This is a genomic window from Candidatus Paceibacterota bacterium, assembly GCA_035452965.1.
GTDB lineage: Bacteria > Verrucomicrobiota > Verrucomicrobiia > Limisphaerales > UBA8199 > UBA8199.
In genome coordinates this window covers 25,854-37,927 of sequence record DAOTCE010000027.1, presented here as the reverse complement: position 1 = coordinate 37,927, position 12,074 = coordinate 25,854, and the positions used below count along the sequence as shown (strand labels likewise).

Sequence of the window (12,074 nt, the reverse complement as noted above, 5' to 3'; positions counted from 1 at the left end):
GATTCAGGCCGGCGACCTGGGAGGCTCGGCGTTCCACTCACGGAATGCTTCGATCTGCTGCCGGGCGCGAACCTTGTCGTGCCGGGCGAAGTCCTCTTCCAGGTCGAAGAAGATAATCTGGCTTCCGGAAAACTCGAATTCAAAGGGCACATGGATCAGCTTGCTGAGCTGCTGCCGGACCTTCTTCTGGCGTTCCGGCGGGACGAAGAACAGGAGGAACCCGCCGCCGCCCGCGCCGAGGAGCTTGCCGCCGATGGCCCCGGCGGAGCGGGCGGCCTCGTAAAGCGCATCCACCCGCGGGTTGGAAACCTTGTCGCTCAGGCCGCGTTTGGCGAGCCAGGTCTGGTGCAGCAATTCGCCGAAGGCGATAATGTCCTGGTCGCTGCCCAGGACGGCGCTGCTTTGGTCCACGTATTCCTGCATCCGGCGCAGCAGGGAGACCCGCTTCTTGTCGGCGCAGGAGGCGTAGCTGGCGGCGATATCGGACGCGGTGCGTTTGACACCGGTGTAGAACAGCATCAGGTGCGAATTCAGCTCGCCGAGGCGCGCGTGCGAGAGGGTGAGCGGTTGGACGGAAAAGCCGCCATTCTGCAGGAAAGTGATTCGGTTGACGCCGCCGTAGGCGGCGCACACCTGGTCCTGCGAACCGACGGTCTCCTTGAGCACCTCTTGCTCAAGGTAAATGGCTTCGGAGGCCAGTTGCTTTTTGCTGACAATCTGGCCCTTAAGGGCCGTCAGGGCGTGGAACAGGCCGACTGTGAAGGCCGAACTGGAGCCCATCCCGCTTCGGCTTGGCAAGTCGCCGTCGTGGTGAATCTCCATGCCGCGGTCAATCTTCAGATACCGCAGGGTTTCACGCACCGAAGGGTGCTGGATTTCCTCCACCGTTTGGCACATCTCGATGATGGAGTACATCACCCGGGTTCGGTGCTCGAAGAACGGGGGCAGGTAACGGCAGGTCAGGTAGCAGTACTTGTTAATGGTGGCCGCCAGAACGCAGCCGCCATGCTGGCGGTACCACGCTGGATAATCAGTACCCCCGCCGAAGAACGAGATGCGGTAAGGTGTGCGGCTGATTACCACAGTGCCTCCATTTTCATCGAATGGCGCCCTTCACGCCCTTGAGGTAGTCTTCGAGGATTGGCAGGGTTGGCGGGGCCATCGTTTCGACGGGCGGAAAGTGATTTCGGGGAAAGAACTCCATGCGGAGGCTTTCGTGGCTGCAGGCCAGCTCTCCACTCACAATTCGCGCCGTGAACACCACATCCACCAGGTGCCGCTCGTCCCCGTTGTCGTCATAAGTCACGATGCGGCCCTCCGGTTCACTGTAAACCCCTTGCAGACCGGTCAGGGAGACCTCGAAGCCGGTTTCTTCCCGGGTTTCCCGCAGTGCCGCGTCGGCCAGCGACTCGCCCGTTTCCAGGCGCCCGCCGGGAAACCCCCACAGCCCGCAATCCCGTCTTAAATCCATAAGCAGCGCTCCCGAAGCGTCCTCAACGAGCACTGCAACGCCCACTTTGATAGTGGTCGCGCTTGTCTTCTCCGAACCAAAAGTCATGCGAAGTTAGCGGAATCTAGCTGGGGCTTCTTTGGCGCGTCAAGGCCAAGTTCGCGCGGTGGCGCGGCGGCGCGGGGGGCGCCGGACAATATTCTTCTTTCTTTCACCGGGAAAAGCAGAAGACTCTGCCGGTATGAATCAGTCCAAGACAGGGCGCAAGGGCCCGCCATTGGCTCGCCGCCAGTTTGGCTTTGTGCTTCTGTGCCTGCTGCTGTGCCTGGGGTTTCTGTTTCGGAATGGCTGGAAGCCGGGCCATACGGTGTTTTCGAATGATGGCCCCTTGGGTGCGATCAGCGCGCGATACGCCAGCTTCTCTGAGGAAGGCGCCTGGTCCGCTTCCTGGCAGGATTTGACCTGGCTTGGCGGCGCGGGTCCGGGGCCTTCGCCTAACATCACCAACGCGCTGGGTTATGTCTGCGGCCCGCTCTTGCACTCCAAGATTTACGCCCCCGTTGCCCTTTTGTTCCTGGGGCTCAGCGCCTGGTTTTGTTTCCGGCAGTGGAAGTTCTCGCCACTGGCCTGCCTGCTGGGGGCGCTTGCCGCCAGCCTGAATTCGGACTTCTTCTCCACCGCCTGCTGGGGGGTGGCGGCGCAACCCATTAGTTTCGGGCTCGATTTCCTGGCGCTGGCAGCGCTGGCCGACGAGACCTCGCCCCGCCGGTGGCTGCGGGTAGTCCTGGCTGGCTTCGCCGTCGGCCTGGCCGTGATGGAGGCCTTCGATATCGGTGCCCTCTTTAGCCTGGTGGTCGCAGTGTTCGTTCTGTTCCAGGCCTGGGCCGGGGCAGGTGTGGCAGCGCAAAGGCTGGTTCGGGGGGTGGTGCGCGTCGCGCTGGTGGCCGGGTGCGCCGCGTTCATGGCGGCCTCAGTGGTGACCGGGTTGGTCAGCACCCAAATCCTGGGCATTACCGGCACGCAGCAGGACCAAAGAACCAAGTGGGAGCGTTGGGACTGGGCTACTCAATGGAGCCTGCCCAAGAGCGAAACCCTCAGCCTGATCGTGCCGGGACTGTTTGGCTTTCGCATGGACACGCCCGAGGGCGGCAGCTATTGGGGCGCCTGCGGACGGGACCCCGCCTGGGACAGGTACTTTGACGGAGGCCCACTGCGAGTCGGCGACGGCGTCAGCATCACTTCCGGGCAGTCGTCCAAACCAATTGCCCAGCAACAGATTCGGGACGACGGCAACATCACTCTGCCCACTATTGGCGAAGTAAAGGCAGCGGGCAGGACGCCAGCCGAGTTGCAGCAAGAGATTATCAAGCAGTACCCGCAGTTGGCTGCCGCGGAGCTGGCGGTGGCGATGGAAGCTCCGCCGGGGCCCATCCGTTACGGCGGCGGCGGCCTCTACACCGGGGTGCTCGTGGTGGTGATTGCCCTCTGGGCCGTGTTTCAGGGCCTGCGGAGGGAGAACTCGCCGTTCTCGCCGGGGGAGCGGAAGTTCATCCAGTTCTGGAGCGGCATGGCCCTGGTCTGCGCGCTGTTGGGTTCTGGCCGTTTTGCGCCATTCTACCAGTTATTCTATTCGCTGCCGTACGCCTCCACCATCCGCAACCCGTCCAAGTTCTACCACGTGGTCGAGTGGATCCTGGTGATTCTCTTTGCTTACGGCGTGCACGGAATAAGCCGGTTGTGCCTGGACACACCTGGAGCTGTGTTGCGAGGTCTGTCCTCGCACCTGCGGAGCTGGTGGGCGAAGGCTGCGACCTTCGACAAGGCCTGGATAATCGGCTCGGCAATTGCCCTGGCGGCGAGCCTGGTGGCGTGGCGGACTTACTCCGCCTCGCGCCGTCTCCTGGAGGCTCACCTGCAGGAGGTTCGTTTGGAACCGGCCCTGGCCGAGATAACCGCGCAATTCAGCATCCGGCAAGCCGGATGGTTTGTGGTTCTGCTGGCTTTGGCGCTTAGCCTGGTCGCGCTGATTCTGACCGGGTATTTCAGCGGGCGGCGCGCCCGGCTGGGAGGCATTCTGCTTGGGGTGCTCCTGGTGGCGGATTTGGGACGGGCCAACATCCCCTGGGTCGTCACCTGGGATTGGGTGCGGAAATACGCCAGCAACCCGGTGATTGATCTGCTGCGGGAGAAGCCGCACGAGCAACGGGTGGCGATACTGCCCTTTATCGCGCCAGAGCAGCTTTCGCTCTTCAACAATCTATACGAGATTGAGTGGAAGCAGCAGCTCTTCCAGTACTATAACATCCAGTCCCTGGACATCATTATGATGCCCCGCGTGGCGGAGGATTACGCGGGTTTCGAGGGCGCGCTGATCTTCGACCGCACGACGAATACCCAGCATCGTATGGCCCGCCGCTGGCAGCTCACCAATACGCGGTATTTGCTCGGAGCGGCCGGGTTTCTGGACGTGCTCAACCAGCAAGTTGATCCCCTCCAGCACCGGTTTCACATCAAGACCAGGTTCGATATCACGGCTAAACCCGGCATTCCGCGGCCCACCGGCCTGGACCAACTCACGGCGGTCATCAACCCGGACGGCCAATATGCAGTGTTCGAGTTCACCGGCGCGCTGCCGCGGGCGAAGCTCTTTGCGAACTGGCAGGTCAGCACCAACGACCAGGCGACGCTCAAGGAACTTGGCAGCGCGGAGTTTGACCCGGCGCGGACCGTGCTGGTGGCCGATCCGCTGTCCCCGCCGGCTTCCGGGAGCGCAACCAATCAGATTCCCGGCACCGTGGAGATAACCGGCTATGCGCCCAAGCATATTGTTTTGCAGGCCAAAGCCGACTGCCCCGCAGTGCTGCTGTTGAACGACCGGTTTCACCCCGACTGGAAGGTGTTCGTGGACGGCAAACCGGAGAAGCTGCTGCGCTGCAATTACGTGATGCGCGGCGTCTATTTGCAGGTGGGCTCCCACGCCGTTGAGTTTCGGTTCGCTCCGCCGATGACCCCGCTCTGCGTCAGCGCGGCGGCGGGGGTGCTGGCGGTGTTGCTGCTTGGCTATCTGGTTGTCGGCGGCCGGAAAGACACAGTGCCGGATTCAACCGACGCACGACCGCCTGCAAAGCAACCTCGACCAGCCAAGTAGCCTGCCGCCACGCATTTCGGCGGGCCGTCCGGGCGATCGCGTTAGCTCGCCGGTTGGGGCAGGAAGATCAAGTCTTCCTCCGCCCGGCTGGAGAAAGTATGGCGGTATCCCGGGGTGATGCTCCCCACCAGGCTTACGATGTCGGTTCTATCATTCGGGAAGTGATAGGCCGACACGGCCAGGATGGGCCGGAAGCGCCGGATCGTGTCCGCGGCTCCCCGCAGAATCTGTTTCTCGTACCCTTCGGCATCAACCTTGATGAAATCCAGTTTCTCCAGCTTGTGCCCCTGTGCGAACTCATCAATTGTCGTGATAGACACCTCCTCGGGCACAAGGTCTCCCTTCTCCGCCCCGTGCACCGTCATGCCGCTATCGCTGAGTGTGCTGCCGGAAAGGCAGGCTTCATGCACCATCATCTCGGCCTTCCGCACCCGGTCCCCCAGCCCCAGCGCGAACACCTCCACATTCTTGCAGTCTTTGGTGTTCTGCTTGAGCGCGGTGGAGGTCAGTTTCGCCGGCTCGAACGCATACACCCTCCCCTTCGGGGTCAGGTGGGAAGCCAGCAGCGTGAACAATCCCACATTCGCCCCGCCATCAATTACCACGCTGTCCGGCTTCAGGAGTTCCCTGGCGGAATACTGGTCTTGCAGCACGACCTGATCATAGAGCGCCAGGAAATCTTCCCATGACTTTCCGTTGCTCGCGGGCGGGGAAGCCAGCTTGCCAAAGATCTCGACCCCGTCGTATTCGCCGGCGACAGACTTCTCGATCCAGCCGGTCACGTATCCATTGCACACCGTATCCCTGATCCGGATCATGGCGGGATTCTTTGTCGTGGGCGACAGGAAGGCCGGCCGCAGGACGTCCGCGAAGGATATGACCTTGCGCCAGGCGAGTTTCAGCGCCAGCCGCCGCCACGCCAGCGCCTGCTTGACGCCACTGCCCCCGTAGAAGACGGGCGCGGGCAGTTTCTTCAACTGCTCGATTATCCGCAAACACTCACATTCCGACAGATGCTTCATATTCGGACCGCCGATATTGAGGGGAACTCGGTTTTAGATGCAACGCTAGACGCAGCCTGGACAATCCGGATGGCATTGTCCAATGGCGGCAAACCTAACAGGTCCGCCCGGTGCTTCAAGGCGTGAATGCGCACGACGGACAGGAGCGCCAACCAACCGCACTGATAACACTGTCCGGAGCTGGTCTGATTCGGACGCGCTCGGTTCCGGCCGTGGCCGTCAGCAACTTTACCACTCCACGGAATTGGTGAGGCGGCTCAGCGACGGCCGCTATCAACCTCCTTGCCCGGAGTCTGTCCGAGCGGGCACTTTCCAAAGGCGTTCCGGCCTGAATAGTAAAGATGCATGACGAGCACGGAGAAAGCGGGCGATGGGGTCCAACCTGTGACCGTGGAGGAGAAGTTGCTGGCGATTCGCGAAGGTGGCGGATTTGAAGTCCACACAGGCTGGAACTCGCATCACCTGGGCAACTGGCCGCACGCGGCGGACACCTATCTCAAGAAGGACGGTCGTTTACTCAACGCCGGCGGCGGGCGCTCCTGCTCGGCTGGGCCGGGTTTGCTACGGCCATGCCAGGCGGTAGAAGATTGACCCGGCTGCCGGGTTAGCCGGCACCGTCACCGGGCTGTTCGTCCCGCCCGGATAGTCGTACCACTTTGCGGTCAGCCCAACTCCCGGGTGGTTGGTCTGCGCTTGCAGGCGGAAGCCCGTCGCCGCCCAGCTCAGTTCCAGCATTCCGGATGCGGCGTCGAACCGTAACTCCAGCTTCGGCGCCGCAGGCGCGGGGGCAATGTAGTTCCCCGTTCCGATCCGGTAGTAGAGCGGGGCCAGGCTCGCCGCATTCGTGTCCGTGTAACTGGTGGCGCCGGCCTGGCCCGCCAGGTTAGTCGCCACCAACGCGAACGGCGGTTGCGCCGACAGGTTGGTGCTGCGCAACAGGTAATAGCCCACTCCGGCCACGCTTTCCCAAGTCACCGTCACGTCGGCCCCGGCAGGCGACGCGGACAACAGGCGCAACGCCGAGAGCGCGTTGGTGGGGTCGGTCTGGCACCGCCACTCCTGCCAGTTGTTGTGGCCGTCAGTGTCGCTGTCCGCGTAGTCGCAGGAACCGTCAGTGGGCAGGCCATGTTGCCCGAGCCAGGCGGTGAATTCGTTCATGCCGGGGCCTTGAAACTCATAGGCGCCGACGTCCACGCTGGTGCCGATGATGCGTGGCCGGCCGTCCAAATCGGTCAGGCCGGGTGCGTAGTCGTTACTGCCCGCGTTGATGCAGGGGGAGTTGGTTTGGAGACGCAGATTGCTCCATTCATTGGTGTTCACAAACCGGGGCTCATCGGTGAAATTGCCCGTGCCCATGGGCAGCGGCGTCGTGCACGAATAGTTGAAAGTGCAGTCGTAGTGGTTTGGGCTCTCGGGAGCCGAGTTGTAATGCACAATGCAGTTGTCCAGGATGCCTCGATACGCCCCGCCACCATATGTGGCCGAGTTGCCGCTCAAGGTGCAGTTGTTCAGGGTGCCATAAGACGCCCCGCCGCCATAGGCGGAGGCCGAGTTGCCGATCAAGGCGCAGTTGTTCAGGGTGCTATCAGTCGCCCCGCCGCCAGATTTGTAGGCCGAGTTGCCGATCAAGGTGCAGTTGCTCAGGATGCTGGAAAGCGTCCCGCCGCCAGATTCGTAGGCCGAGTTGCCAGTCAAGGTGCAGTTGTTCAGAGTCACCCAGGACGCTCCGCCACCATAGTCGGAGGCCAAGTTGCCGCTCAAGATGCAGTTGTTCAAGATACCTGAACTGGCCCCGCCGCCAGTGGCGGCCGAGTTGCCGCTCAAGGTGCAGTGGTTCAGGGTGCCACCAAACGTCCCGCCGCCACTCTGTGCCGAGTTGGTGCTCAGGGTGCAGGTGTTTAGGGTGCCATGACACGCCCCGCCTCCATAGTAATAGGCCGAGTTGCCGCTCAAGGTGCAGTTGCTGACCACAGCCGACCACTCACACCATGCTGCGCCTCCGCTTCGCTCGCTGTCATCGTCCCCAGCCGTCCGCGTGTGGCCGTTGGTCAAGGTAAACCCGCTCAGCACCGCGTTGCGCCCCACATACACGCACCGAATCGCCCCATCCCCATTCGTCGTCCCCGCCACCGCGCGCCCTTCGATCACTGTCAGCAGCGGGCCGTTGACGCTGCGGACTTCCACCCACTCCGGCACCACCACCCGGTTGGTCATCTGTCCGTGAACCGCCCGGCCCCCGTCTGCATAGACTCCGTCGGCCACCAGCACCAACCGCCCCATCTGCTTCCCGGCGTCTATCGCCGACTGAATGTTGGTCGCGGCACCGAGCCAGTTCGTATACGGATGCGCCGGCGCGGCGTTCGCACCATTCACGTAATACACCTCCCGCGCCCCCACCCGCACCCATACGCTCGCGCTCACCCCGCCGGGGCTACTGTCGTTGTAGCCGGTGCACCGAACCTGATACAGCCCGGGCAGCGCCCAGGCATGGCTGGCGTAGGGCCGGTTGCTCACCGCCACCCCATCCCCGAAATCCCATGCGCTGGCGGTCGCATGGCCGCTGATTTCCCCCGCAAACGCCACCGCCAAACCCGTGGTGACGTTGGTGCAGGCAGCGGTTATCTTCATGGTCAATCCTCCGGTGGCCTGGCCCCCCACAAACTGGTCGGCTCCCATGCAAGGCTGTTCCAGCCAACTCTCCCCGTCAATGTCCACCCCCTGAGTGTAGTCGCTGCTGCCAGCTCCAATGCAGGGAGACTGAGCCGAAAGATGAATTGCAGAGGCCAGCAGCGGCTCCGCATCCATATTGCCCTCACCCTCTGGCAGCGGTGTGGTGCAGGAATAGTTGAAAGTGCAGTCGTAATGGTCTGGGCTCTCGCGAGCCCAATTGTAATAGACAATGCAGTTGTTCAGGGTGCCGTAATACGCCCCGCCGCCAGAGTGGCAGGCCGAGTTGCCGCTCAGGGTGCAGTTGTTCAAGGTGCCATAAGCTGCCCCGCCGCCATCGGAGCGGGCCGAGTTGCCGCTCAAGGCGCAGTTGTTCAGGGTGGCATCATATGCTCCACCGCCGTAGTAGGACGAGTTGCCGCTCAAGGTGCAATTGTTCAAGGTGGCATTACTCGCCCCGCCGCCGTCTTCGGAAGCCGAATTGCCGCTCAAGGCGCAATTGTTTAGGGTGCCACCGGACGCCCCGCCGCCATAGTCGGCCGAGTTGCCATTCAAGTTGCAGTTTTTGAGGATGCCAGAATACGCCCCGCCGCCAGAGTAGTAGGCCGAGTTGCCGCTCAAGGTGCAGTTGGTGACCACCCCGGACGTCTCACACCATGCTCCGCCACCGCTCTGTTCCTGGTAATAGTCCCCATCGGCTCGCGTGTGGCCGTTGGTCAAGGTAAACCCGCTCAGCACCGCGTTGGGCCCCACATACACGCACCGAATCGCCCCATCCCCGTTCGTGGTCCCCGCCACCACGCGGCCTTCGATGATTGTCAGCAGCGGGCCGTTGACACTGCGCACCGTCACGGCTTTGTTGATGGCCACGCGATTGGTCATCGTGCCGAACACGGTCCGGCCGCCCGTGGCATAGACACCGTTGGTGACGAGAATTTCATCTCCCGCCACCGCCTGGTCTATGGCGTGCTGGATGTTGGTGGCGGCGCCGGACCAGCTCGTATAGGGCGGAGCCGGCGCGGGGTTCTTAAGATTCACATAGCGGGTCGTGGCCGACGCCGCGAGCGCCGCGCATACGAGGCTGCCCGCTGCCAGTAAGAAGGCGTTTCGTTTCATGGTCTCCGAGGGTTGAAAGGCTGTCTCCGCATGCCGGCATCCAAACCAGTGGCAGACTCACCGGGACCCCTTGTAACAAATGCTTGCGGCCACGGAAAGAGAGAAAGCCACGGCTCGGTAATCGCTCCAGCGCGTATGGGCCACAAAAAGGATTGCATTGGGGGTGAGGATTGTGGCTTTATCTGTGGAGTCGAAGCGGGAAGCCAGGAGAATTTGCTCCCGGAAGCGGCCCCCATGTGGCACATTGGCGCCGGTCATTGCCGTGAATCGCAGGCGAATGCATATTCTTTACTCGGGCCAGGTGCAGGGGGTCGGGTTTCGTTACACCGTTAAGTCGGTGGCGGCCGGGTACGATGTGACCGGCTCCGTGCGCAACCTGCCAAACGGCAGGGTGGAACTGGTCGCCGAAGGCGCCAAAGACGAATTGGAAACGTTTCGGCAGGCGATACGGGAGTCGGGCATGGATCATTTTATCCGACAGGAAGAGGTTTCGTGGCACGAAGCCGGGAACGAGTTTCGCGGGTTTGAAATAGTTAGATAGAAGTCAAATGAAGTTTGCAATCATAGCGGACATCCACGCCAACCTCGAGGCGTTCACGGTTGTATTGGAGGATATCAAGCAGCAGAAGTGCACGCATTACGCCTGCCTGGGCGATGTGGTCGGCTATAACGCCAACCCGCGGGAGTGCCTCGCGATCGTCCGCAAGATGAATATCCCGGTCGTGAAGGGCAACCACGACGAGTATTGCTCGACTGACGGGCCGCTGGATGGATTCAACCCGGCGGCGGCGGAGGCGGTGAACTGGACGCGCAAGCAATTGACGGCGGACGACCGGCAGTGGCTGCGGGACTTGAAGTATGTCCGCATGGTCACCAATTTCACGATTGTGCACGCCACGCTCGATGCCCCGCAGCGCTGGGGCTATGTCTTTGACAAGCTGGCCGCGGCGACCAGTTTCACCTACCAGAACACGAGCATTTGTTTCTTTGGCCACACGCATGTGCCGGTGGCGTTCATCCGCGACCACGTGGTGCGGGGCGGCACGTACTCCAAGTTCAAGGTGGAGGCCGGGAAGAAGTATTTTGTGAACGTCGGCGCCATCGGGCAGCCGCGAGATAATAATCCCAAGGCCGCTTACGTGGTCTATGACGCGGACGAGGGGACCATCGAGCTGCGGCGGTTGGAATATGACATCGCGAGCGCCCAGAGGAAGATCCTGGATGCGGGCCTGCCGCCGCGCCTGGCCGAGCGTCTGGCCTACGGCAAGTAGCGCTCCCGCCAGCGCCGTCCCGCGCGCCAAGGTGGAGGTGTCCCCGCCTCGCTCCGGGTTTTGCGCCAGGTGAAGATTCTGATTCTCAAGCCCAGCTCGCTCGGCGATGTGGTGCACGCCTTGCCGGTGCTGCGGTTGATCAAGCGGCATCTGCCCGGCAGCGAAGTCCACTGGTGGATTGATTCGAACCTGGCGCCGCTGTTGGAGGGAGACCCGGATTTGGCGAGCGTGGTGCGTTTTGAACGCCAGCGCTGGGCCTCGCCGCGGCACTGGGCCGAAATGTGGCGCAGTGTGCGCTGGCTGCGGCGGCAGTGTTTTGACTGGGTGATTGACTTGCAGAGTCTTTTGCGCTCGGGGGTGTTCGCCTGGCTGGCCAACGGGCGGCTGTCAATTGGCCTGGACGAGCCGCGCGAAGGCGCGCGCGGGTTTTATGATCACATTGTGCGGCGTCCCTCGGCCCTCACTCATGCGGCGGACTGGTACCTGCGCGTGCTGCCAATCCTGGGCGTGCCGGTGGACGGGGAGGTCGCATCGCTGCCGGAGCGCCCGGCGGTGGCCGAGTCGGTGCGGCGAAAGTGGCCGGCCGCCAGAGGCCGGTGGATCATCCTCCAGCCCGGGGCGCGCTGGCCAACCAAGCGCTGGCCGGTCGAGTCTTTCACCGAGTTGGTGCGGCTCCTGGCCCCGGCCAACCCGGAGTTTCAGTTTGCAGTGCTCGGCGGGGAGGACGGGCGGCCGCTGGGCGAGGCAATCGCGCAGGCTGCTCCGGCGCGCTGCCTGGATTTGACCGGGCGCCTTTCGCTGCCGGAAATGGTCGAGTGGATACGGCTTGCTGAGCTGATGGTCAGCAACGACACCGGGCCGTTGCATGTCGCTGCCGCGCTGGGCAAACCGGTGGTCGCGTTGTTCGGCCCCACTGAGCCGCGCCGCACCGGGCCCTACCGCCAGCTCGATCATGTGCTGCAGTTGAACCTCCCCTGCGTTCCCTGCTTCAAACAGCGCTGCCGCTATGTGAAGCCCTTCGAGTGCTTGCGCGCCATCCCGCCGGCCGCCGTCTTCGAGGCAGTGCAGAAGCGACTGGGACAAGCGTGAGAGCGCGGCCTGGCATCCATCCCAGGGACAGGCCCCTCGCCGCATAGTCAAATTAAATCGCTAGCGATTCTCTGCTGGCGGGCGTGACCGGTTTGGGCCTGATAGCCACCGGGAGACAAGGGAACGCCGTTTTTGGCTGATTTTTCGGAAGTGGCTGTTATTGTGGCACTTACGGTGGATTTGGTGCTCCGGGGGTATTTGCGGTGCCACTTTGAGCGTAAGTATTACAATGGCAGCATGTTACGCCCATAATCTCCTGGGATGTCAAGGTTGTATCCACGGTGTGGATACGGTGAGGATACGGCGTGGAT

9 protein-coding genes are annotated in these 12,074 nt (G+C 62.6%); 5 read left to right on the top strand and 4 right to left on the bottom strand.

Annotated elements, in window-relative coordinates; all coding sequences use genetic code 11:
• Positions 1–3: 3 nt before the first annotated feature.
• Together P5205_17010 and P5205_17005 are read right to left on the bottom strand one after the other, a co-directional pair.
• On the bottom strand, positions 4–1,083 hold the full coding sequence (locus P5205_17010) for a kinase (GenBank protein HSA12064.1): 1,080 nt from the start codon (positions 1,081–1,083) through the stop codon (positions 4–6).
• 13 nt (positions 1,084–1,096) lie between these two features.
• On the bottom strand, positions 1,097–1,558 hold the full coding sequence (locus tag P5205_17005) for an NUDIX domain-containing protein (protein HSA12063.1): 462 nt from the start codon (positions 1,556–1,558) through the stop codon (positions 1,097–1,099).
• A 133-nt stretch (positions 1,559–1,691) separates the two neighbouring features.
• Here P5205_17005 and P5205_17000 point away from each other — a divergent pair, with 133 nt between their 5' ends.
• Positions 1,692–4,598: a polysaccharide biosynthesis/export family protein gene (locus tag P5205_17000; GenBank protein HSA12062.1), complete on the top strand. Its 2,907-nt coding sequence runs from the start codon at positions 1,692–1,694 to the stop codon at positions 4,596–4,598.
• A gap of 41 nt (positions 4,599–4,639) precedes the next feature.
• On the opposite strand, the gene P5205_16995 is transcribed toward P5205_17000, so the two are convergent.
• Positions 4,640–5,620, bottom strand: a complete 981-nt coding sequence (locus P5205_16995; protein ID HSA12061.1) for an FkbM family methyltransferase — start codon at positions 5,618–5,620, stop codon at positions 4,640–4,642.
• Positions 5,621–5,965: 345 nt separating this feature from the next.
• Between P5205_16995 and P5205_16990 the strand changes: the two genes are divergently transcribed.
• Complete coding sequence (locus tag P5205_16990) at positions 5,966–6,211, top strand: hypothetical protein (protein ID HSA12060.1); 246 nt, start codon at positions 5,966–5,968, stop codon at positions 6,209–6,211.
• On the opposite strand, the gene P5205_16985 is transcribed toward P5205_16990, so the two are convergent.
• Positions 6,182–9,403 (bottom strand): choice-of-anchor Q domain-containing protein, encoded by a 3,222-nt coding sequence (locus P5205_16985; GenBank protein ID HSA12059.1) that lies wholly within the window; start codon positions 9,401–9,403, stop codon positions 6,182–6,184. The two genes, P5205_16990 and P5205_16985, sit on opposite strands and share 30 nt — an antisense overlap.
• 277 nt (positions 9,404–9,680) lie before the next feature.
• Here P5205_16985 and P5205_16980 point away from each other — a divergent pair, with 277 nt between their 5' ends.
• The 3 genes from P5205_16980 (at position 9,681) to waaF (ending at position 11,763) form a co-directional block, all read left to right on the top strand.
• The gene (locus tag P5205_16980) at positions 9,681–9,944 is read left to right on the top strand and encodes an acylphosphatase (GenBank protein ID HSA12058.1); all 264 of its coding nucleotides are present in this window, start codon (positions 9,681–9,683) and stop codon (positions 9,942–9,944) included.
• 7 nt (positions 9,945–9,951) lie between these two features.
• Positions 9,952–10,674 (top strand): metallophosphoesterase family protein, encoded by a 723-nt coding sequence (locus P5205_16975; GenBank protein ID HSA12057.1) that lies wholly within the window; start codon positions 9,952–9,954, stop codon positions 10,672–10,674.
• Between the two features lie 69 nt (positions 10,675–10,743).
• Positions 10,744–11,763: a lipopolysaccharide heptosyltransferase II gene (gene waaF, locus P5205_16970; protein HSA12056.1), complete on the top strand. Its 1,020-nt coding sequence runs from the start codon at positions 10,744–10,746 to the stop codon at positions 11,761–11,763.
• Positions 11,764–12,074 lie beyond the last annotated feature (311 nt).